The following is a 23,019-nucleotide window of genomic DNA, read 5'->3' on the forward strand; positions in this document are numbered from 1 at the left end:
ATACTGGAGTAAATAGAATGACTTGAAATGGGATTGTTTTAGTAGTTAGTATATCAATACTAAAAGATAATGAAGTCTTAAAATATAGGAAAATAAACCAACCTCCATTGATAAGTGGAACTTTCCCGGCGCACGTTTTGAATATGGTGAAGACTTTCATTCAGCAACTTAGGGAAGTAAAAGAGGAAACATACAAAATGTAATTCGACGCAGCCAATAGAAAGTTTATTGAGATTGCTAGTAATCTTTTGCTTCTTGAGAATATAGAGAAGTACATAAAAAGTAGGAGGCATCAGATATGATACATTTAAATGACTTGGAGCCTGGCATCAGGACTTTGGTCGCCCAATTTATCGAATCGGGGAGACCTTCTGCAAGACAACAGAGCTTTCAGGAACGTCGTCAAGGGTATTTGAGTACAATTGACCTTGCCGGAGAGGCTGTACCTGTATGGAATATTTTTGACCAAACAATTGAGGGATTATCACTTCGTATATACAAATCATCAGATCAAATCAATCTTCCTATTCTGATTTATTATCATGGGGGTTGCTTTGTCAGCGGCGATTTCGAAACTCATGATCGTCAATTACGTCTGTTAGCCAATTTGAGCCAATCCCTCGTTATTGCCGTTGATTACCGATTGGCGCCGGAGCACGTTTATCCGGCAGCACACGACGATGCGGTCAAAGCTACTCACATTGTTCGCCAGTATGCCTCGGCTTGGGGTGGGAACCCGGACAACATTACACTTGCCGGTGATAGTGCAGGCGGACATCTTACCCTAATTACTTGCCTTCGACTTAAAGCCCAAGGACAATGGCTGCCCCAGCGGCAAATTCTTATATATCCAATGGTGGATGCTAGCGGTTCAAGCAACAGTTATAAAAAATATGGCGATGATTATGTGATTACCCGAGATATGTTACTAAGTGGATTTGAGACCTACTTATCTAACCTATCTTCCAATCATCCAGAAGCCAGTCCGTTATATCGAGAAGATCTTGCAGGACTTCCAGAAACCCACATTTTAACAGCAGAATTTGACCCTCTCGTTGATGAAGGCGAGATTTTGTATCGCAATTTGCTGGGAGCAGGCGTGAAAGTACAATGCCGTAGGTATCTTGGGGTAAACCACCGTTTCTTCCAATTAGCTGGTATTAGTCCAGCTGGCAGGAAAGCAATCGAGGATGTCGCATCTATTGTGAGGTAGGTGCTATTAAATCAATTAAGAAATGAAATTACTTCACAAAATATGACTAGATCTACCACCTAGCAAAGAAGAACAACAGGCAAACATAGAAGGTATACAAATTAATGAATATGAAAAAGGAACAATCCCCTTAAACAAGGGGATGTTCCGACTAAATGTTATTTTGTTTTGAAGGGATGTGTAGGGCAGTCAGGCAGTATTCTATAGATGAAACGCGAAAAGAGTTCACTTCCAATTTCTATACAGAAGAACAAGCTAATCGAACTTAAATCATCCACGTACTCTGTAACTTGTTTAGAAGATTGGATATGGGGCGTTGGGGATCTTACCATCAAAAGTACTTGTTTAACTTCTTTCAGTAGAAGTCTCCCACCTCTATAGGTGGTGAGATGAATGCGGATTTAAGCTGCTTTTCAGCGCGTGTCCAAACACCCGCTGAAAGAAGTTAAAGCCTCCGGCGGATGTCACGGAATCGGAGAGGAGTTCTTTGTGCAAGCACAAAGCCGATTCCGGACGCAATTATGCCGGGGCATAATTGATCAAAATAAATACACACAATTGGAAACAATGACGCGCAAGCTGTATTATTGCGTATTATAACTCAAACTAATAGTTCATTTAAAGGAACATAACCAATAATTTCAAAGCCCAAACCTACCCCGCGAGGTTTTACAATAACTGTTCCCATGTATGGTATTGGCCCGAAACCAAGCCCTCTTGGAAAGCTATGGGCAATGATAACGTTATTGCTACCTGCTGGGGGTGGAATTTCTAGGGCAGATTTGAGGTTATTTAGGATTCTTTGTTGTTCTGTTACGCTTGATTTGCTGCTTAAATAATATGTTTCAAGCCAGAAAGGGTCGACTTGCACGTTTTCTTTACCGAAGGCCAATTCTGCGGTTTCTCTCGTTCTACAAAATGGGCTGGCGAGGACAGGATAGTGAATAGGTATGTAAAGAGAGCGAAGTGCCTCTCCGTAGGCCATTGCTTGTCTTTTCCCTTCCTCAGAGAGATTTCTTTGAGTCGAACAATCCTGGAAGTTTATGTTTGCTTGATCTTCTCCTATTGTTGCTTCCCCGTGCCTCGCATATAGATTATATCCGCCATTACGAAGTAAAGTAAGTATTGGATTTGTTTCGAGTTTATCACCTTTTGGTGTCATCGCTTCTGCTATGGATGCTTCGTATTTGTGTGCAAGTGCTTGATTAAGGTATTGCTGTTCTGCGTATTGATGAAATAAAGCCGGGTTGTTTGCAGAGGCCATTTTTAAACTCTTGTAATGATCTACTTTTGCCAAATGGTACGACAATAAATGGTTAAGGCTTTGATTTTGTCGGTTAGTCAATGTTGTTTTCTCCTTCAAATTGAATTTCCTTGACAATCACAATCTATGTCACTCGCCCTAAAATGTACATTATGTTCGCCTATTTAATTGATAAATGCCCAAACTTCGGTACGCTTTACTGAACTATTATAATGAAACCAGTATTGTAATATAGAATGGGATATTATGACTATCTCAGTAAAAAAAATCGTATCAACGAAAATATGCTCTGGTTGCTGTTACCTCACTTATCATCATGGCTCTTGTTGCATTTTTTTCCTATGGCTTTGTCCACGGAAGCCTTGTGGTGCAAGGAGATGCCAGCGCCACATTTAATAACATTCAGTCATCAATTCTACTTAAAAGCCATAGAGAATGTTAATTTTTAATAGAATTGTCTAATGGTTCGTGATAAAGTACAAACTGCGATTATTATTGACTTTCTTAATTGAAATAGAAAGTCTATTGGAGAAATAAATAAATAACAATAAATGCGGTTAGAATTGGAGATATTATATGTTTAGTACATTAGAAGTTGGAAAACCTTACGCTATTAATGTAAAGGGGACGGAAGGTGTCATTTTAGATTATACAGAGGGGGGATTCCAACTATCTGTTATATACAATGGTATGAGTGAAGCTGAAGCAAATGACTTAAAAGAGGGGCATTATAAATTTGGAATCTGTACTATGAATGGTATTTTATTCTTTTGCAGTCAATTCGGGACTAAGATAAATATGTCAGAAGCACCTTTCCATTTTGGATTGTATAGCGATCCGAAAGGAAAAATAGAGAGTATGACGAAACCAGAAGAGTTAGTCGATGGGATGGGTATGGCATTAGATGTGCTTGGTATAGATTCGTCTAATAACATACTCAAAAGCTATCGGCGTATAGGTCTTTCAACTGAAATATCAAAAGAGGTGGTAAGAATTTGTATGAAACAAGCAAATACAAGTATGTCTAAAACAGAATTTGGTGCAACTCTAAACAAGATATTTTCACAATATTCATCAGAAGATCTATATAGAATCTCTATTGTGAAATGTGAGCAAACTAATTGAGTTCATATATAAAGTGAACTAATTGGTAGAAATGGATATTCAATCGGAATGTAAAGCCCCTATTAAACAGCGAATATCTCTATAGAAGGGGAAAGATTTGGATCCACAAACAATGAAATTGGGGGCATTGAACATTTTAGATGTCGATAATGCTGTTCAATGATGTCTAATTAGAGCCTTAATTAAATCTTATTGAACTATAGGGTGCGTTGATCCAATAAGGATTAACGCACTTTTTTTTTGAACTTATTGCACTAACGGGGAAGGTTAATTTAAAAAGTAACATTAGAAAATCTTTGGAATTTCAAAATATTATTAAAATTGTATAAAAAATTATACAATGGTAAAATTAGTAATTATGTTTTGGGAGGAGATTTAAAAATTAAAGCTATAGTTTAAAGTGAGTTTGGCTATGCAAGTGTACATTATTGTTAGAATAAAGTTAGTTTTATAGAATTTTGGGGGATCTTAAAACATGAAAAATTTAAAATTATCAAAAGTCGTAAAATGCATACTAATCATTCTTCTGTTTTTTATAACATCATTAAATGAGAAGGCTATGGGAGCTGAAAACCATAAGGAAATAGACATTTCTAAAATTGATGAATACATAAATAATGAACTAGAGCGACAAAACATACCTGGTGCTTCAATAGCGATAGTGAAAGGCGATAAAGTACAATATATCAAAGGTTATGGAATATCAGGTCCAAATGGAAAGGAAATGACCCCACAGACGCCAGTTGTCCTTGGATCTGTTAGTAAATCATTTACTGCACTAGCCATCATGCAATTAGTAGACCAAGGAATAATTCAATTGGATAATCCGGTTCAACAATATATACCTTGGTTTAGAATAGCCGATGAGGAAGCATCAAAAGAAATTACCATCCGGCATTTATTAAATCATACCAGTGGAATCTCTGAATATGATGGGCAACGTATCATTTCTGAAGGTGATCAATCGTTAAAAGAACTTGTAGAGAGTATAAGAGGACTGCGCCTTGAAAAAAAAAGTCGGTGAATCATACCAATATTCCAATCTGAATTACGCTATTTTAGGTTTAGTTATTGAAGAAGGCACAAATACTCCCTATGCAGAATATATAAAAAGAAATATTTTTAAACCACTTCATATGGTAAATAGTTATACAGATTCAAAAGAAGATAAAAACAATACGATTGCTACTGGCTATCAAACGATGTTTGGATTTAAAACACCAACAGAACAATTAAATCATGAAGCAAATGTTCCTCATGGATATCTCATTTCAAGTGCTGAAGATATGGCAAATTATATGATTGCAATATTAAATAAAGGACAATTTAAAGGTGAAAATATTTTATCAAAACAAAGTATAGATGAAATGCATCAACCATCATCTTTCATTAAGAATCATACTTATTATGCAATGGGATGGGAAGTAGAGAATGATGTAATTTCGCATAATGGTTGGACGGAAAATACATATACAAGGGTCCTTTTAGACAATGAATATGGAATTACCTTACTAATCAATTCATTCGATTATTTTAATAGTCATCGATACGATCAGATGGTGACAAATCTATACAAGTTTGTTAAACATAATGAACCTCTGAAATCCAGCGAACAGAATCCTTTTATGATTTATATCATATATGATTTAATAATTGTTGTGGCAATAGCATTTATATCTTTTTCAATTTATAAAATATTTAAACAACAAAAACGTAAAGTAAAGCCTGTCAGGTTGATAATTAATGTTGTGTCTTTTATTGTTTTTAATTTCTTACTACCATTTTTAATATTGTATTACGTAACTAGAGTTGTTCCAATTTCAACGACAACATTATTTGTTCCAGGTATTGGGCATGCTTTATTCATCATCTCAATTCCTAATCATTATTGGAGTAATTAATATTGGTAATCTAGTACGTAATAAGCTGAAAACAGATGAAAGCTCAAAAGGAAAATAAAATATTGAATATTTCAATTATGATGTTGTTGATTTAATTAACCACTAATCAAAGATGCCTATTAAATTACTTATAATAAAGCAGCATTCAGTTATTTTTGCTGAATAGCTCTTTTTCACTTTTAAATATTCAGGATTGTAATTATTCTCTTCTTAGTTGATTAAAAAGTAAACAAATAAGAAAAAAGCCCCCAAAAAAGCGTTCTACTCAAATTAAGAGTGGAGCGCTTTTTTCGTTAAAAGGTTTTAGCTTTTGTTGTTCTTTTTTTGGTAGTTGGCTTTTAATCTTAGTTTTATCCCATTGATGCCTGGAGAGCAGTTATGAAATTTGTAAAACTTCTAGGTATTGCTTTTTGTTTGTCATTTGATTATTGTATTATTTTTCGCTTCTTTCTCTTCAAATAGGTAATCCCAAATAAGTTGTGTAGTGTGAATTTTGAAATTACCAATTTAAAATGATTGTTAGTCCACAACAACCAATTTCTTTCAAATTAATTCTAATACCATCCGGTGTATATTTAGTATCGAAAGTAACTGTGATTCCTGTAGATGAGATTAATTTATCGACTTCAGTTTTATTCGAAAGTTGAGCGGCATTTATCAAATCATGTGCAAACTGATCTGACACAGCAATTTTATCTACAAGCAAATGCGCTTGCTGCATAATGGTCTGAAATTCTTTCGCAGAAGTCTTAAATTTCTGTGTATTTACAGTGGGAAATGGGCTGGTTTTTGTTGAGTCCGTCGGCATTGCTAGATGTCTAGGAATTTGAGTAGGTGAAGAATGATTTGCCATAATCCACTGTGGATATTGATTTGAATAGAGAAAATACGGATAAGGACTATAATACAACTGGGTTCCTCCTATCCAATAGTTAGTATCTTATCTTATGAGTTACAATGGCGATAGGTGTAAGAGATGATATTTAGTCTGTATCAGAAAAAAATTAGATATTATGAAAGCGCAATTGCTTTCTGCTTGGTATTCATGGTGGAGAAGAGAAAGAGTAACCGTTGGGTTTGGCTAACTCTTTATGAATGTACTCAAAATCGAGTGGTTGCCTCCCGACTCCAATGATTTCTCTGGAAACAGAAATTTTCCAATCCATTTATCATCCGTTTCCTCATCGAACGAACACATCAATCCTTTCTTTTCAGCTAATTGAATGACCTCAGGCACTTTTTGACGGGAGTTTCCAGTATATCAATCTACTTTTTGATAAGGTACTTCAACACCTTCATCGATAAATAAATGATTCGCAACATCTACATAACTCATCGTATTGCGTACCCAATAATACGACTCATCTATTTTAAAAAGTGGCACAGACAACTGATGTTCAAATGAAATCATAAATTGTGAACCCTTTTCAATCGTAAAACTTGTGCCAAGTCCATCTGCTAATTCATATCGACCCGTAATATCATCTTTATTAGTGACCGGTAAAATTACTACATGTTTTGGTGTTTCTACAGCATACTGAATTCCCATTAAGCAATTCATAATTTCTTGTTCATATTGCGGAAATACTTCTTGGTTCGTCGCTAAAACAATCACTTCTTTTGTTGATTTATTAATAAAGGCTTGTGCTGAGCAACCAATCCATCCGCCTGTATGACCTACCCACTCATCTTGAATGATAAAACCATGACTATAATGCTCAGCGGATTCTGTTGGTGTTAACATAAATTTTACAGTCTCTTTGCTAACGTACTGACCTTGCCAAAGTGCTTCTAAAAACTTTGCCACCTCTGTCACTGTTGCATAAATACCACCATCACCATAGCCATCATTATATTTTTCACTGTTGTGTAAATATTGGTCATCAATAGTCTCTCTATATTGGTGCTCCTCATAATCATACGTTTGACCTTGAGCTTGCCATTGTTTTGTAGGTTGTGTTGTTGTATGGGTAAGTTTTAATGGTTCTGCAATAAATTGTTGTAAATATGTTTCATACGAAAAGCCGCTCACTTTCTCAATAATTTTTGCAAGCAAAACATAATTCGTATTGCTATAAGACCAATGCTCATTTGGCGCATATTGTGGTTGCACCACTTCGATAAATGCTTCAATTCTTATTGTTAAATCTTCTGCAATATAATCTGGAATACCAGATGTGTGTGTAAGTAATTGTGCAACTGTTACTTCTGTAAAATGTGGTACGTTAAACCAATTTGTAATTTTATCTTCTAACTGTAAATGTCCTTTTTCGATTAGCTGGAACGTCATTACCGCTGTAAACATTTTACTTAATGATGCCAGATTAAATTGCGTATTTTTGTTAATAAGGTGCTTCTTCTCGAGTTCTTGATGACCATGATAATACTGCTTGATTTGGCCATTTTTTTCATGATACACCGCACCGTTAAACGCGATATTTTTAAGTAAATCTTCCACTTGTTAACCCCCTAAATAATTTAGATATCTAACATATTGGGTATGAAGAAATTTTTATAATTCCTTCATCGCAAACTCCTTTAATTTTTCAACAATTCGTTCTAATTCGTCTACTTCATTTGATGAAAGTTTGCTATAAATTCTATCTGCGATTTGCTGCTCTACATAAACTTGCTTCGAAAAATACTCCAATCCATTTTCATCTAGCGATATAAATACCTCACGTCGATTTTGTAGATTAATTTCTCGTTTGATAAATTGGATCTTTTCTAATTTCGCAATTAATTGGCTAACTGCGCTAGAGCTAATATTCATTTCAATCGCAATTTCACCGACCGTAATACGTTTTGCTAAGTACACAATATCTAATACAACCGCTTGTTGTGTTGTAATGCCGTTATTTAAAAATTGCTCATAATGTTTATATATCAAACGGTTTATTGTGTATTCAGCTTCATTAATTCGCTTAACTTGTTCATATAAAGACAAAAAATCACCCACCAATATGTTAGATGTCTAATATATTATCAAGTGATTTGTCAAACGTCAATCTTGTATTTCACCTATTTGCTTTGAGCTTGTTGATTTTAAAGTAATTCAGTCAAATTTCCGGCTCATCTATATTTTAATTAAACACCTATATAAAAAGTGTCATACCATTGGGTATGTTCACTAATTATACAGAAGGTAAATTTTAGGCTGTCCTTCAGTGGTAAATATCTTCTCCCTCAGTGGGACAAATTATGTCGGTGGTGGTATATCTATAAGAAGGGAGTCACTTTGTTAATTTAATAATCCAATTTTTAATGTCCACGAGTCTATTGTAATCGGGTTTTTCATGAGTACCAGCAATTATGAGAGGAACAAGGGAATCGCTTTTGTGTAAAGAACCATGTGCTCCTCCTCCAGCATGGTCATGACTATGTTTTTCAATAAATTCAAATTGAGGCTTTGCATCTACAATAATAAATTGACCTTCATGTGAATGCAGGGCTCCATTAAGCCTTGCGAGAGCATCTGGATATTCTCCATATTCAATAAGCCCTTGATTATCAAATTTTAAATTTAAAATTGAATAATCACCATCTATCTTCCATGATTGGTTATACATATCCTTATATGAACCATTTGATGAAAATATAAACTTCTTATTCGATTGTGGAGAAGTAACATAATTTGTTTCTCCCTCTTTCCATGCAATAAAACCTATTCGCTTATCTTTTTTTAAGGTCTCTATTATTTTTGAAACCTCAATGTTTTCTTTAATTAAGTTAATGTACGCCATTCTCTCGTTTATCGCAATTGCAATTTCGCCACTTTTGTTACGTTCCCAAAAAGTATACTCTTTCAACAAATCATTTAAATCGATCAGCGAAATGTTCTGATCTTTAATAATCTTAGATTGGGCACTATCTCCATGTACAATCCAAATCACCTCTTCAATAGCTTCCTCCCAAGTCGAATAAGAATTTAGTAGCTCTTGAAGATATTGATCTGCTTTTTCAATTGGTTCTATATCCTCTGGACCATTTTTGTGTAGATGCTTGTCTGCATCTGGTAGATAGGCGAGCGTAAATGCGGGTAGTTTATTTTGTTCAATTAAAAATTTCAACTCGTTAACGGTAAACTGATTATTCAAACCTAATTTTCTCCAGATAAAATTATAACGATTATTTTGCGGGTTATATTGAGATAATGTTCCCAATGAAAGTAATAAAGGTCCGTTGATATCTATTTTTGGGGGTAGAAGTCCCATTCCTGAAATTAGTTTTGGTACATTTAATTGTTGCTGAAAACTACCACGATATAAAAGTCCATTGATAGAGGCAGATGGAATATCAACCTCTGAGAGTTCTTCGTGAATGGTCTGAACATTTTTGCTCAAATGCTCTTTGTTTAGATTAACAGTCCCATCGAGAGCAACATTTTTCACTCCAAGGTGCCATATTTCGCTCATGCCGCTCCCATAGCTAATAATGCGATTTTCATCTTTCTTAAACCAAATAAGGCCTGGGATCTTATGTTGATCAGCATAAGTACCCGTCAACAAAGTACTGTCAATCGCTACGGACATTGTAGGATAAGAGCTAATTACTTCTGGGTAGAATTGCCCGTTTTTTATTAAAAATGAAAAAGCAGGGGCTTTTCCTTCTTGAATGACTTTTTGGATGGACTGGCTCATAAGTGAGTCAACAGTGATGAGTATGACTGGTTTTTGCGTTTTATTGATACCAGTGTTGTTAATATCTTTAGTAGGCGACATTGAAAAGGCCAGAGCAATACTAGCTATCAGGAAAATGAACACTATAAAAAATACGAATATTTTATATTCCATGTTTTCACCCTTTTTTTAATAATGAACAATAGTATGTTTTATATTGAGCATAAAGATACGTCAGCGTACATCTGTTATGGAGAAAAAACAAAAGATAATAAATAGGGGAGTGGATGATTTATTTAAGATAGAAACAGAGAATAAAGAGTTTACACACCAAATATAGAACGGTGATATCAATATTAGTCGCCTATAATTTTTATATACAGTATAGAGTTGCAAAAACTAATTGAAATAGTTAAAAAATATTTTTTTGGGGTGTCTGTACATTGTGGTAGGTTTAGTCGACTTTGCAAGTGGGGAAAACTATGTATCAATCGGACTCTTCATAGCCGTTTATACTCCTGAAATGTTAATATTTCTTATAAGATGAGCAAAGATTATTTTTTATGCAATTGTCTTTGTTATGCAAAATTAGTATTTCTTCTCATGTAATTAGTATTAAGTGCATTACATTAACTCGTGACTTTTTATAAAACTCACGATAGGTTTTTTTTTTTATTTATGTTAAATTGGAAATGGATGTAAGTGTTTTGTTCTTTTTTTTACAAGTAAATTAGGAGAGAAGTAAAAAATACGTGCTTCTCAGACGCTTTTAGGCTAATCGAGATTAAAAAATAAATCTGTGGTACATAAGGGTGAGTTAAAATAATCGAGCTCGCTCAGCAAAACTAAAAATAGCTGAAAAAATCAAAGAAAAGGGGAAGTGATTAAATGTCATTGCTTAATCGGCAACAACAAGCGTACATCCAGCAGTTACTGTCAACAGTACCGGAGAGAACCATCTGGCAGCCAACACCTAGACCTTCCAAAAGAATAATGTCTAAGGAAGAACGGGTTCTCCTTGTCAAAGTGCCCTTAGTAGCCTTACTGTCAGTTACGAACTTAAATACGCAATCTGTTGAAATCCAAAATATTGAAAATAAAATTGATGAAACAAAAAACGTGAAAGTAGTGGCTGGGCTATGAAGAGAAAGTTTCGATTTCAATGGGGAGCTTTTATAATGTTAATCGTTTATGGAGGACTCTTCTTTGCTATGTTTCTCCGTATATTTTTTATTCAAGCTTCAGGACAAGTAGAGGGGCAAGCTTTGGCGGCGAAAGCGGCAGCAAAATATGAAAGGTCAAAAGTAATTACAGCTAATAGAGGCAACATTCTCGATCGGCAAGGACAAGTTATTGCAGAAGATACGATTAACTATCGGTTAGTTGCGGTAATTAGTCCAAAGGCTTCTGAAGGAACTAAAACTATTATGCATGTCGCAGATAAAGAGAAAACGGCAAAGATTTTAGCAAAATATATTCCTATTAGTGAAAAAGATATATTTGACAAATTAAACACTAAATCTAAGAATGCACAAGGAAATGAAATCCGCCAAGTAGAATTCGGTACTGCTGGTCGTAATATTAGTCATGGTGTAATGGAAAAAATTGGAAGTGAAAAGCTACCAGGTATCATTTTCATGGAAGAAACAAAGAGGTTTTATCCAAATGGTATTTTTGCATCAAACTTAGTCGGCTTAGCACTAAAGGATACTCAACAAGATGGACAATCAAAAAATATAGGAAAAATGGGCTTGGAATCCATCTATAACAAAGAGTTATCTGGTACTGATGGAAGCGTTCAATATAAAAGTGATGTCTGGGGTTATTTGCTACCTAACAGTGATAAGATGGTCAAACCCGCAAAAGATGGTGCTGATGTCTATCTAACAATTGATAAAACCATACAAAACTTTTTAGAAGATTCTATGTCTAAAGTTTATAAAAAATACAATCCTAATTCGATGGTAGCGGTCGTTGCAGATCCTAAAACAGGAGAAATTCTAGCTGTTTCGCAAAGGCCTACATATAATCCACAAGATGGTACTGGACTTGAAAATAGCTGGTTAAACCAACTGACAGAGTTGACCATTGAGCCAGGTTCTACGATGAAAACTTTTACGTTAGCAGCCGCAATCGAAGAAGGTAAATGGTTTCCGAACGCTAAGTTTCAGTCTGGTCAATACATGGTAGGAAATGTACCAATTGGAGATAGTAATGACAGACAAGGTTGGGGAACGATCACCTATTTAGAAGGAATTCAGCGCTCCTCAAACGTAGGAATGGCTCATCTTTTAAAATTAATGGGTGATGATAAATACCTTTCTTATGTAAACAAATTTGGTTTTGGTGAAAAAACAGGAATAGATTTACCAAATGAAGCTACAGGTCAAATTTTAGATAAGTATCCTATTAACCGTGTAACAACAACTTATGGACAAGGTTCTACAGTTACGCCTATTCAATTAATACAAGCTGTTTCAGCTATTGCAAACGATGGTAAAATGATGCAACCTTATGTAATTGAGAAAATTGTGAATCCAAATACGAAGGAAATTGTCAAAGAAAACAAGCCGACTATTAAAGGTGAACCAATAACTAAGAAAACGTCAAAAGAAGTTAGAAAAATTTTAGCTACTACTATTACTTCTGAAAATGGAACTGCTAAAGACTTTGCAAGTCAGGAATATAAAGTATCAGGTAAAACAGGTACTGCACAAATGCCAAACCCATCAACGGGTAAATATGATGAAGGAAAAAACCAGTATCTGTATTCATTTTTAGGTATGGCTCCGGCAGATGATCCTCAGCTAGTTATGTACATCGCTGTGGAAAAACCTAAGCTTGGAATAACAGATGTGGGCTCAGAGCCAACGTCAAAAGTGTTTAATACAGTTATGGGAAGTAGTTTAAAGTACTTAAATATTAAGCCTCAAAAAATTAAGAAAACAAAACCCAAATCAATGGAGAACTTAAAAGGTCAACTTGTTGAGGATGTTGAAAAAGAATATGAAGAAAATGGAATTGAAACGGTTATTATAGGTAATGGAGATAAAATTATTGACCAATATCCAGCAGAAAAAACAGAAGTCTTATCTAGTGGTTTTGTATTCTTGAAGACAGATGGAGATTCAATAGTACCTGATTTCACAGACTGGTCACTCCGGAACGTTTTAACGTATCAAACAATGGCTGGTGCTAATATAGAAATTCAAGGTGAAGGCTATGTACAGAAACAAAGTATTAAAGCGGGTACTATACTAAATGCAAACAGGAAAATTATTCTGAAAATGAAAAAACCAGAGGAACGTTACAAATAGTTCATGTGAATTCGCGGAGAATTTGAATAATACGGAGAGTTTTATTATTATTTGTATTTAAAGATCAAGAAAAATGCTACTCAGGATTTTTTAAGCGGCAGTAAGACATTCTAATGTTAAAATACTAAATTATTTGTAAAACCTCTCTAAGCAAACCAGTCTTTCAAATCTGTGATAGAGCAAGAACTATCAATAGATTCAATTTTTTTAGAGTGATTTTTAAATATAAACATTAGTTTAAGCTAAGCTAATATAAAAGGCATCCATCTAGCTGAGTTAGATGGATGCCTTTTATTATGATGAGTCAATGCCTTAGAATTCAATTGTAAACTATACTAGTATAACAAAATATGGGAATAATACGAGCTTTTATATGTTTAGTATCAAAGCTTTTCCTTCTCTAGCTGCTGTTTTGGATAATCGCGAAGAAAAATTCAGTCTGTCAAAATTTTAAAGTTGATAACTTAAAGTGCTGTTGGGTCCTATACTTTAGGTAAGGGAGTTACTTTGTTAAATTAATAATCCATTTTAATGTCTATGAGTCTATTGTATTCAAGTTTTTCATGACTACCCGTATAATGAGAGGAACAAGGGAATCGATTTTGTGTAAAGAACCATGTGCTCCTCCAGCATGGTTATGACTATGTTCTTCTATGAATCCAAATTGAGGCTTTGCATCTACAATAATAAATTAACCTTCTTCTTCTAAAATAAACCTTACAATTGAAGGTATTGAATCTGAAACTATTACATTAAGTTCGAATTCTTATTAATAATGCAGCAGTTATCATACTCAACTAACGGGGGAGTTTAGTTCAATAAGGTTATAAATTTTTTAGGAAGAGTAGTAGTTGAATATGGATCAATTATTTATGTCACTAAATGAAGCAGGTTTGATGCTTAAGATGCAAACAGATCAGGGAGAGGTTGATTTCATTCTTCTTGAAACCAACGATAGCGGAACAACACAATCAGTGAATGTGAATACATTCGAGATGCTTTTCGAGGATGTAAAAGGGGATTCAACCTATAAAGCCTTGTCGGGATCTCATACTTTTCAGATGGGGGATACACAATACACTATGATTGCTGAAGAAATGGGTTATCAAGAGTATTTCGACCAATGGGAAGAGCAAGGGATGTTTAAATCTTAATCAACAAACTGATGCTTAGGGAGAAAATCTTTGAGCTGTTCAGACGGCTCTTTATTCTTATTCAACTAAAGCGCAGATTAGTTGAATGAGAATAAGTTGTGGTATGCACGAAGTAAATAATTTCTGTAACACCAATACTATAAATGCAAATAATTCTATATTTATAATGGAAATAATTAGTGGTCTTCTATTTTGTATTGAATTTTAGTTTAAATTAGTATAATATTTACAAAAAAATATATATAAAGCTATGAAAAGAAGAGTAAGCATACGTACTATCTACAGAGACCTCTGGTAGCTGAAAAAGAGGGATAGGAAATGTGTTGAAACAAGGCTTGGAGCTGTGCATTGGATTTGTTTGTTGGAACAATGATGATGCAACGTATTCTCACGTTAAAGAGATAGGGTATCGCAGGTGATCTATTCACAAAGCCGTACTCGATAAGGCCTCTGCAGCAATGTAGAGATGAACTGGGGTGGCACCGCGATATGACTCGCCCCCAAGATAAATATCTTGGGGGTGAGTTTTTTATTTTGTTTTACAAAAAAATGAAATAGGAGTGGTGATTATGTCCAGATGGAAGTATCCTTTAATACTATTAGGGGGGATAGGCATTTCAAATGTAGGTTCATGGGTTTACCTAATCGCACTAAATTTAATTATTTTGAATGCAACAGGCTCCCCACTTGCAATTGCATTATTATATATACTAGGTCCAATTGCAACTATATGTTCAAATGCTTGGGCAGGTAGTTTAATTGATCGGGTAAATACACGGCGACTTATGATGGGATTAGACGTTTTCCGAGCAATATGTATTGCGTTAATTCCATTTTTACCTTCACTTATATATGTTTATGTAGCAGCGTTTATCATTAATATGGGAAGTGCTATTTTTCAACCTACATCTATGGTTTATATGACTAAACTAATACCTGAAAAAGATCGGCAACGCTTTAATGCACTACGTAGTTTTATCAACTCTTGTGGTTCACTAATAGGTCCTGCTATTGCTGGGATTTTATTTTGGATGGGTACTCCTTATACTGCCATCTATGTGAATGCAGTGGCTTTATTTTTTTCCTCACTTATAATAATGATGCTACCAAATGTTGATTCAAGATTCAAAGAGACAGAGGGGCAAAGATTTACATGGGATATGATCAAAAATGATTTTCGGGTTGTTTTTAATTTCAGTAAGGACGATACCTATATCATAAAGATATATTTATTATTTAGTGGTACTACTATATTCATGACTGCAATAGATTCCCTCGAGGCAGCATTTGCTAAAGGAGTGCTTTCAATTTCAGACACCAATTATGGATTTTTATTAAGTGTCTTTGGAGCTGGAATAATAATAGGATCAATTATTAATTCAGTATTTTCAAAACAACTTGCAGTTAATCTTTTAATAGGTATTGGTACCATTTTTACCTCAATAGGTTATATAGTACTTTATAGTTCGAGTGGCTTTTCTAGTGCTGCGCCTGGTGTATTTTTAATAGGGTTTGCTGTAACGTTTGCAAATACAGGGTATTTGACTTTCTACCAAAATCATGTTCCTGTAAGGATGATGGGGAGATTCGGAAGTATCTTTAGTGTCATTGAAGCAGGAATCATTGTTGCTTTAACGGTTTTAATAGGTTTAGCTGCTGAATTAACTTCGATCCGTCCTGTGGGGTTAATTGGTTCATTTGCCTTCTTCTTATTAGGGTTATTGGCAATGAAAGCTGTATCAGGTGCAAAACGGCAGGAATATTTTAAAAAAGGTGCTTCTTCTTTAAACAGTTAATTATAAAAAGGCTTGAACGATAAAGTAATCGGCAAGCCTTTTACTGCACCAGCATGATTCATTTAATCCAGTCCTATTCTAAGGATTGGGATTGATAAAAAAAGGAGAAATGAGGACTTCATTTCTGTAATATATGATATTTTTCAATACATTGGTAAAAAAGTTTGTGAATAAATGTACTTAAACTACCATGAAAATTAATTTCTTCAAGAAAAGAAAAATGACAATACTTAAGAAGACCCTTGCCTAATCGTTAAAAAAAGAGGAGAGCGGACATTAATAAGACTATTGTTTTCGGTAGACTATTAGTATTGACCCCACTAACCATTTTCATTCTCTGTGGTGCAGGACTATTTTGTGCTACATGGATGGCTAACAGGTGCTGTAGTAGAAAATAATTTCAAATTACCCTTTACCCTGTACTATGGTATAGGGTTTATAATTTAATGGGGTGAATTAATAAGAAGGTTACTTTAAACAGATATACCAAAGTGGAATTTTATTTTCCATCACTATATTGAATGAATATCTGAAAGAAATTGCGATACAAAGGAAGGGGAAAACGAACACCGTGAGATGTTCGTTAAAGAGTTATTGTTTTTCAGTTGCTGTATTCCCCATTGCAATTGAAATTCTATTCCAACTGTTGATTTGATTGATAATTAGAACAAGGTCAACATACTGTTTTTCGTCATAGTATTCACATACTCGCTTATATAGGTCATCTGGAACTCTTTTAGTAGGAATTAAAGTTATATGCTCAGATAATTCTAGAGCAACTTTCTCTTCAAGTGTATAAAAAGTACATTCATTCCAAGCATTTAAACAATAAATCCGCTGTTCGGTTTCACCCATCTTACGGGCATCTGATGTATGCATGTCTATGCAGAACGCACACCCATTAATTTGAGAGACTCTAATTTTGATAAGTTCCCTTGTTGCTCGATTAATTGTAGACTTCTTAGTGTATTTTTCCATATCCATCATAATTTTCATACCATCAGGTGCAACATCATAGTAGGCAACTCTTTGATTCATATGGCAAGACTCCTTTTGTTTTTAAGATAAGATAATTATAATTATATACGAACAATTGTGCCAGTTTTTAGCACTATAACATTATAATTAAATGGAATTTAAGAAAGATTTTATACAGTTTAACTAACGGAGAGAGATTGCCCAAATAGAGCGATCACTACTTGTTATTCAAAAGTCGTCAAACCTTATGTAATTAAGGTGTTTTTTCAATGCCATAGATTTGAAGCGGCAGACAAATTAAATATCGCTGCCATTTCAAATGTGGAGGCCCCGTGTTCGTTCATACATGCAAGTAATACTTTGCTTATGCCGTACTTTCGAAGTTGAAACACTAAATCATTCGATTCCCGATTAAAAATCTATTGTGGACTTCTAATAACAAGATAAAGTTTACTTAGTCACAGCTTCTATTAACTGAGTGACAAATAATTGAGATTTCAGACCTTCTAGTCCATCAATCAGTGGTTTCTCATCATTTTGAATACAGTCAATAAAATGTTGTACAGCATCTTCAAAACCTCTTTGCTTTAACGTAGTATCCCAAGGAGGAGAAAACGAAGTAGTTACGCTGCTTTTAGATGCAATTTCTAAAGTATTCATATTTTTAATACTTAAAATTGCCCCATCTGTTAATAGTTCAAGTTTTTCAAGGTTAGTGCCCGCTTTTCGATGCATGTCTGTAAAAAAAGAAACACCTTCCTTGGATTTATAAGCATGTGCGGCATAGAGAAGATAATTCTCACTACTTAGATTTACTGTTCCATGTAGTAAATCTAAATCCCCATTTGCTAACCATCTAGCTGTATCAACTACATGTAAATAATCATCTAACATAGTAAAATCATAAGAGTAAGGACCCACACTATCTGTTCTATGTTTTTCAATGCGGACTGATGCAATGTTTTGAGCTTCTTGTTTTGCTTGTACATACATAGGTGCAAAGCGTCGATTAAATCCAACCATAAGCTTTCTTCCAGATTTTTCGCTTAGTTCTACTAATTTTTCAGCTTCAGCAACAGTTGCCGCTAATGGTTTATCTACATAAACATCTATTCCTTTGGTTAAAAGGGAAGATACTACTTCAAAATGTGAGCTAGTGGAACTATGTACGAAAACAGCATCACACTCTGCAGCGAGTGTTTGTAAACTATTAAAATCTTGAATACGATATTGATTGCAAATCATTTTTCGTTTATCTTTGCTTGGTGAAAAAGCACCTACAAATGACCAATCTGTTTCTCGAGAAAGAATCGGTAAATATGCTTTTTGCGCTATACTTCCTAACCCTATCATGCCAATACGTGGTTTTTTCATCTTATCATCCTTTAAATGGAAATATTTAATAACAAAAATAGTATACAATGTTTTTGTGGTCTATACAACTAGAGTATTGTTATTTCCATTGTGGGTATGGTTTCGAAGGAATAGCTAATATTATTTAGATGTTTTATTGTACAATAGGGTGATTCTTCATTAGAAAAAATCACTTTTTTATGTCACTAGACAGGCTTATAGTTTATGTAGAAACATACTTCAACTATGGGAGTTAATTAAGGATTAAACGGGTAGTGTCTATCTAGGGCTTGTATCCATTATTGTTTTCATTGTAACTATTATTATTATGCGATTTTTAATGGCAGGAAAAGTTTCTGGTGCGACAGGAACAAGATTTTTAATGGCTGGCGTAGGAGTTTCCATTTTATTAGTGATATTTAATGAAAAAGGACGAGATGCTTATATAGTTTACTAATTGTTGGTTTTATAGCAATGGTGATACTCTTTGGTGTTTCACATATGAAATAAAGTGGTTGCTTTATTTTCATTTAAGGGAGCTGAGATATGCTTCCTTTTGTTATACAGCTAAACCAGCTAATAGTGAATTTGTGAAAGAATGTACTTAAAGTAAAGGGTGCGTTTATCCAAGAAGGATTAACGCTTTTTTTGTTGAACTTATTGTACTAAAGGAGGAGTTTAGTTGAATAAGCATACAACAGGGGATTCTACTTTGGATATTTTACAAATTTTAGATCAATGCGACAAAGGATTTAATTAGTATTCGCGTACAGTTGATTACAGTATTTGTTATACAATACATATTCTCTTTCTAAGCATAAAAAAATATTACCTCTTGCTGCTGCCATACCAAATTTAATGTATTTATTTTTTATATCCACAAATAATATATAAATAAATTATTAGTGGGGAATGAAAAAATTGAAACGAATTTTTATGATTTTATCAGTATTCGCAATTTTTATCTCGATATTTTATTTCACATTGATTACTTCTGCGGATAAAGGAAGAAAGTATTATGAGCAAGCAGGGCAGATTGTTTGGGAAATAAATACGAAAGAAAAAATTATTGCCTTGACGTTTGATGATGGCCCTCATAAAAAATACACGCCTGAGATTTTAGACTTATTTGCCAAATACAATGCAAAAGCAACCTTTTTTATTGTGGGTGAAAATGCAGAAAAGAATCCCGAAGTCGTTTTACGAATGTATGAAGAGGGGCATGAATTAGCAATTCACACATATACACATCCGTTAAAAACTAATATACCGAATTTAATGAAAGAAATAAAACAAACACATGAAACGATTTATGGTATTAGTGGTTATTCTCCGGTATTATTCAGACCTGTCGAAGGACAATACACTGATGGAATGATAGAGGCAATTGTAAAGGAAGGGTATAAAGTGGTTATGTGGTCTTGGCATCAAGATACAATGGATTGGAAAAATCCTGGTGCTAATAAAATTGTAGATACTGTGTTGAAAGGTGCAAAGGAAGGAAATATAGTTCTTTTTCATGATGGAGGTGGAAATCGAGAACAAACTATTAAAGCATTGGAAAAAATTCTACCAGAACTCAAAAGAAAGGGATATAAATTTGTAACTATTTCAGAGTTACTTAAGCTGCAAAAAGAAAATGGAAAATAAAAATACGCTACTTTTGTTAACGATGAAAAGTCAATGGCTATAGAATCAAAACAAACATTGAAAAAGAAATGGTGAAGCTATGATTAGATATGCTGTAGGAGGCATTATTAAATTGAGTGATACAATCCTGTTAGTGAAAAAAGAAAAAGTCATGGATACGGGAAAGCCGATGAAGGTTAAACCCGAATGGGATTTTCCGAAGGGGGGCATAAAAAGAGAGGACCTGGATATTCAGGAAGCTTTATTCAGGGAGCTCGATGAGGAAACCGGGACAAGAGACTTCAGGGTTATAGGTGAACTAGGCACGATAGAATTTGAATTTCCAGTTGCTATGAAAGAAAAACTACGTTTCGAACGGCAAGTCACGCATATGTTTCTCTTGGAGTTTTTTGGTGATAGGGATCAGTTACAACCAAGAACGGATGAGATTAGCGAAGTTTCGTTTGTGAAGATTGATGAAGTGGATGAACGTCTGAATCTAGCAGAGACGAAGGCGTTTTTTCAGGATAATTTGGATGGGATAAAATCAGGGATTGTTTTGAGGTAGAGAGTGGGTTATAACAAAATGAATACACTTTACATATAATAACTTTTATGGGGGTTTAGATACTACTGAGTTGTATTCCATAAAAAAAATTGGTAAAATAATAATACAAATTATGAGAGGACTGATGAATGGACGATGATTAACTAACTTATATTTTTATTTGAAATGAATAACTTCAAAATACAAAATATAGGATTAGTCTGTCTATTTTCATAAATCAGTTTACACTTTATTTGTCATGACTCAAATGGCAAAAAGAACTTATTTATATAAGTCAAAGACTAATCCTTCCAATTGTTACAAATTGGGAGGGTTTTTTATTCTCTCATAGTTAAAATTTAATTTTTTAATCTGTAATTTTAATCTAATAAGTAAAGGGGAGAGAGAAATGAGCGATTCAGACACTATTGTTACGCATGTAATACTCCGTACAAGTCGTTAATATCCATCAAACTTATACGGAGAAATTTAGTAATGATGGATGTGCCGACTTTGTATAAAAAGTAAAAAGTGTTGATATACAAAGGAGGAATTATCATGTCAATGATAAAAGTTCAAGATTTAACTTTTTCTTATCCAGGTAGCTTTGATAATATTTTTGAAGGTGTAGACTTTCAAATAGATACGGATTGGAAACTTGGATTTATTGGTAGAAACGGACGAGGTAAAACAACATTCTTTAATTTATTATTAGGGAATTATGAGTATAGTGGGAAAATCATTTCTTCGGTAGAATTTAATTATTTCCCTTATCCAGTTACGGATAAAAATAAGTATACTTATGAAATCTTTGAAGAAATCTGTCCTCAAGCAGAAGATTGGGAATATCTTCGTGAAATATCCTATCTAAATGTTGATGCCGAGGTCATGTACCGGCCATTTAAAACATTATCAAATGGAGAACAGACAAAGGTGTTGCTTGCTGCACTTTTTTTGACGGACGGTCAATTTCTATTAATTGATGAGCCGACCAACCATTTAGACACTGATGCACGAAAAATGGTCTCTGATTATCTAAGGAAGAAAAAAGGGTTTATATTAATTTCACATGATAGAACCTTTTTAGATGGATGCGTTGACCATATCTTATCTATAAATAGGGCAAATATTGAAGTCCAAAGTGGTAACTATTCTTCTTGGAAGTTAAATTTTGATAGACAGCAGGAACATGAAGAGGCAACAAACCAACGTCTACAAAAAGACATTGGGAGATTAAAACAATCTTCTAAGCGTTCATCAAGTTGGTCTAATCAAGTGGAAGCTTCCAAAAATGGGACAACGAATTCGGGTTCTAAGTTGGATAAGGGCTTTGTAGGACATAAAGCGGCAAAGATGATGAAGAGGGCAAAGAACATTGAATCAAGGCAACAAAAAGCTATTGAGGAAAAATCAAAACTGCTAAAAAATGTGGAAAAAACTGAGTCATTAAAATTAGAATCATTGGATTTTTATTCAAATGAATTGATTGTTTTGGCTGATGTGTCTGTTCAGTACGATGACCAAATAGTGAATAAGCCAATTAGCTTTAAGGTTGAAATAGGTGACCGAATTGTACTTGATGGAAAGAATGGATGCGGGAAAAGTAGTATTCTAAAACTAATTCTAGGGGATCCGATACAGCATACAGGCTCAATGAACTTAGGTTCAGGACTCATTATTTCCTATGTCCAACAAGATACTTCTCATTTGAAGGGACTATTATCGGACTTTATTGAAGAGCATGAGATTGATGAAACGTTATTTAAATCCATCCTACGTAAGATGGATTTTGACCGAATTCAATTTGAGAAAGATATATCTCATTATTCTGGTGGACAAAAGAAAAAGCTGCTTATAGCCAAAAGTTTATGTGAAAAAGCTCATTTATATATTTGGGATGAACCGTTAAATTTTATTGATATTTATTCGCGTATGCAGATCGAAGAGCTTATTCAAAGATTTAATCCCACAATGGTTATTGTTGAGCATGATCAGGCATTTCAACAAACAATCGCAACAAAAACTATATCTATGTAGTTAAATCATGAAAGAACTGAAGATATAATCAGTAAATCAGGTTATTTAACTATATGGTGATTTAGTTGAAGAATGTAGTTAAAATG

The 23,019-nt window shown here is 34.1% G+C and carries 18 protein-coding genes, 1 pseudogene and 1 other annotated feature; of the genes and pseudogenes, 12 read left to right on the forward strand and 7 right to left on the reverse strand.

Translation table 11 applies throughout. The features are described from left to right. The first annotated feature begins 298 nt into the window (after positions 1–298). On the forward strand, positions 299–1,213 hold the full coding sequence (locus ACZLO7_RS10735; protein ID WP_464939757.1) for an alpha/beta hydrolase: 915 nt from the start codon (positions 299–301) through the stop codon (positions 1,211–1,213). A 601-nt stretch (positions 1,214–1,814) separates the two neighbouring features. Here the strand turns inward: ACZLO7_RS10735 and ACZLO7_RS10740 are convergent. Next, positions 1,815–2,558, reverse strand: a complete 744-nt coding sequence (locus ACZLO7_RS10740) for a histidine phosphatase family protein (protein ID WP_464939758.1) — start codon at positions 2,556–2,558, stop codon at positions 1,815–1,817. Positions 2,559–2,793: 235 nt separating this feature from the next. On the opposite strand from ACZLO7_RS10740, the pseudogene ACZLO7_RS10745 reads away from it, so the two are divergent. The 4 genes and pseudogenes from ACZLO7_RS10745 to ACZLO7_RS10760 all read left to right on the forward strand — a co-directional run. Next, positions 2,794–2,889 (forward strand): annotated as a pseudogene (locus ACZLO7_RS10745) (DUF4386 domain-containing protein); the annotation flags it as partial. 164 nt (positions 2,890–3,053) lie between these two features. Further along, positions 3,054–3,602: a hypothetical protein gene (locus ACZLO7_RS10750; RefSeq protein ID WP_464939759.1), complete on the forward strand. Its 549-nt coding sequence runs from the start codon at positions 3,054–3,056 to the stop codon at positions 3,600–3,602. Positions 3,603–4,077: 475 nt separating this feature from the next. Next, on the forward strand, positions 4,078–4,626 hold the full coding sequence (locus tag ACZLO7_RS10755) for a serine hydrolase domain-containing protein (protein ID WP_464939760.1): 549 nt from the start codon (positions 4,078–4,080) through the stop codon (positions 4,624–4,626). Next, positions 4,607–5,503, forward strand: a complete 897-nt coding sequence (locus tag ACZLO7_RS10760; protein WP_464939761.1) for a serine hydrolase domain-containing protein — start codon at positions 4,607–4,609, stop codon at positions 5,501–5,503. The genes ACZLO7_RS10755 and ACZLO7_RS10760 overlap by 20 nt, the downstream gene beginning before the upstream one ends. Before the next feature lie 499 nt (positions 5,504–6,002). Here the strand turns inward: ACZLO7_RS10760 and ACZLO7_RS10765 are convergent, their stop codons facing one another. The 4 genes from ACZLO7_RS10765 to ACZLO7_RS10780 all read right to left on the reverse strand — a co-directional run bounded on the left by ACZLO7_RS10765 (position 6,003) and on the right by ACZLO7_RS10780 (position 10,296). Then, entirely contained in the window at positions 6,003–6,413 is a 411-nt protein-coding gene (locus ACZLO7_RS10765) for a YuzC family spore coat inner layer protein (protein ID WP_464939762.1), read from the reverse strand. A gap of 351 nt (positions 6,414–6,764) precedes the next feature. Beyond that, positions 6,765–7,961: a serine hydrolase domain-containing protein gene (locus ACZLO7_RS10770; protein WP_464939763.1), complete on the reverse strand. Its 1,197-nt coding sequence runs from the start codon at positions 7,959–7,961 to the stop codon at positions 6,765–6,767. Between the two features lie 54 nt (positions 7,962–8,015). Then, on the reverse strand, positions 8,016–8,450 hold the full coding sequence (locus tag ACZLO7_RS10775) for a MarR family winged helix-turn-helix transcriptional regulator (protein WP_464939764.1): 435 nt from the start codon (positions 8,448–8,450) through the stop codon (positions 8,016–8,018). A gap of 286 nt (positions 8,451–8,736) precedes the next feature. Continuing rightward, entirely contained in the window at positions 8,737–10,296 is a 1,560-nt protein-coding gene (locus ACZLO7_RS10780; protein ID WP_464939765.1) for an alkaline phosphatase family protein, read from the reverse strand. A gap of 714 nt (positions 10,297–11,010) precedes the next feature. Here ACZLO7_RS10780 and ACZLO7_RS10785 point away from each other — a divergent pair. The 4 genes from ACZLO7_RS10785 (at position 11,011) to ACZLO7_RS10800 (ending at position 16,389) form a co-directional block, all read left to right on the forward strand. Continuing rightward, positions 11,011–11,265 carry a hypothetical protein gene (locus ACZLO7_RS10785; RefSeq protein WP_511261409.1) on the forward strand — a complete coding sequence of 85 codons (255 nt, stop codon included), beginning with the start codon at positions 11,011–11,013 and terminating at the stop codon, positions 11,263–11,265. A 35-nt stretch (positions 11,266–11,300) separates the two neighbouring features. Further along, complete coding sequence (locus ACZLO7_RS10790; RefSeq protein ID WP_464939767.1) at positions 11,301–13,439, forward strand: penicillin-binding protein; 2,139 nt, start codon at positions 11,301–11,303, stop codon at positions 13,437–13,439. Between the two features lie 857 nt (positions 13,440–14,296). Beyond that, positions 14,297–14,593, forward strand: a complete 297-nt coding sequence (locus ACZLO7_RS10795) for a hypothetical protein (protein ID WP_464939811.1) — start codon at positions 14,297–14,299, stop codon at positions 14,591–14,593. A 241-nt stretch (positions 14,594–14,834) separates the two neighbouring features. After that, positions 14,835–15,098: a binding site (T-box leader), on the forward strand. 64 nt (positions 15,099–15,162) lie between these two features. Beyond that, positions 15,163–16,389 (forward strand): MFS transporter, encoded by a 1,227-nt coding sequence (locus ACZLO7_RS10800; protein ID WP_464939768.1) that lies wholly within the window; start codon positions 15,163–15,165, stop codon positions 16,387–16,389. 591 nt (positions 16,390–16,980) lie between these two features. On the opposite strand, the gene ACZLO7_RS10805 is transcribed toward ACZLO7_RS10800, so the two are convergent. Further along, a complete protein-coding gene (locus tag ACZLO7_RS10805; RefSeq protein ID WP_464939769.1) occupies positions 16,981–17,427 on the reverse strand; it encodes a carboxymuconolactone decarboxylase family protein in 447 nt (148 codons plus the stop codon). A 390-nt stretch (positions 17,428–17,817) separates the two neighbouring features. After that, positions 17,818–18,741 carry a Gfo/Idh/MocA family protein gene (locus tag ACZLO7_RS10810; protein WP_464939770.1) on the reverse strand — a complete coding sequence of 308 codons (924 nt, stop codon included), beginning with the start codon at positions 18,739–18,741 and terminating at the stop codon, positions 17,818–17,820. Positions 18,742–19,632: 891 nt separating this feature from the next. On the opposite strand from ACZLO7_RS10810, the gene ACZLO7_RS10815 reads away from it, so the two are divergent. The 3 genes from ACZLO7_RS10815 to ACZLO7_RS10825 all read left to right on the forward strand — a co-directional run bounded on the left by ACZLO7_RS10815 (position 19,633) and on the right by ACZLO7_RS10825 (position 22,933). Beyond that, positions 19,633–20,370: a polysaccharide deacetylase family protein gene (locus tag ACZLO7_RS10815; RefSeq protein WP_464939771.1), complete on the forward strand. Its 738-nt coding sequence runs from the start codon at positions 19,633–19,635 to the stop codon at positions 20,368–20,370. 79 nt (positions 20,371–20,449) lie between these two features. Next, on the forward strand, positions 20,450–20,917 hold the full coding sequence (locus tag ACZLO7_RS10820; RefSeq protein WP_464939773.1) for an NUDIX domain-containing protein: 468 nt from the start codon (positions 20,450–20,452) through the stop codon (positions 20,915–20,917). A 537-nt stretch (positions 20,918–21,454) separates the two neighbouring features. After that, a complete protein-coding gene (locus ACZLO7_RS10825; RefSeq protein ID WP_464939774.1) occupies positions 21,455–22,933 on the forward strand; it encodes an Lsa family ABC-F type ribosomal protection protein in 1,479 nt (492 codons plus the stop codon). Positions 22,934–23,019 lie beyond the last annotated feature (86 nt).

It is taken from the genome of Viridibacillus sp. d25.2 (assembly GCF_055456015.2).

Coding starts and splice junctions, on each gene's coding strand:
- ACZLO7_RS10735 (WP_464939757.1), top strand. CDS start 299: ATGATACATTTAAATGACTTGGAGCCTGGCATCAGGACTTTGGTCGCC.
- ACZLO7_RS10750 (WP_464939759.1), top strand. CDS start 3,054: ATGTTTAGTACATTAGAAGTTGGAAAACCTTACGCTATTAATGTAAAG.
- ACZLO7_RS10755 (WP_464939760.1), top strand. CDS start 4,078: ATGAAAAATTTAAAATTATCAAAAGTCGTAAAATGCATACTAATCATT.
- ACZLO7_RS10780 (WP_464939765.1), bottom strand. CDS start 10,296: ATGGAATATAAAATATTCGTATTTTTTATAGTGTTCATTTTCCTGATA.
- ACZLO7_RS10785 (WP_511261409.1), top strand. CDS start 11,011: ATGTCATTGCTTAATCGGCAACAACAAGCGTACATCCAGCAGTTACTG.
- ACZLO7_RS10790 (WP_464939767.1), top strand. CDS start 11,301: ATGTTAATCGTTTATGGAGGACTCTTCTTTGCTATGTTTCTCCGTATA.
- ACZLO7_RS10795 (WP_464939811.1), top strand. CDS start 14,297: ATGGATCAATTATTTATGTCACTAAATGAAGCAGGTTTGATGCTTAAG.
- ACZLO7_RS10800 (WP_464939768.1), top strand. CDS start 15,163: ATGTCCAGATGGAAGTATCCTTTAATACTATTAGGGGGGATAGGCATT.
- ACZLO7_RS10805 (WP_464939769.1), bottom strand. CDS start 17,427: ATGAATCAAAGAGTTGCCTACTATGATGTTGCACCTGATGGTATGAAA.
- ACZLO7_RS10810 (WP_464939770.1), bottom strand. CDS start 18,741: ATGAAAAAACCACGTATTGGCATGATAGGGTTAGGAAGTATAGCGCAA.
- ACZLO7_RS10815 (WP_464939771.1), top strand. CDS start 19,633: ATGAAAAAATTGAAACGAATTTTTATGATTTTATCAGTATTCGCAATT.
- ACZLO7_RS10820 (WP_464939773.1), top strand. CDS start 20,450: ATGATTAGATATGCTGTAGGAGGCATTATTAAATTGAGTGATACAATC.
- ACZLO7_RS10825 (WP_464939774.1), top strand. CDS start 21,455: ATGTCAATGATAAAAGTTCAAGATTTAACTTTTTCTTATCCAGGTAGC.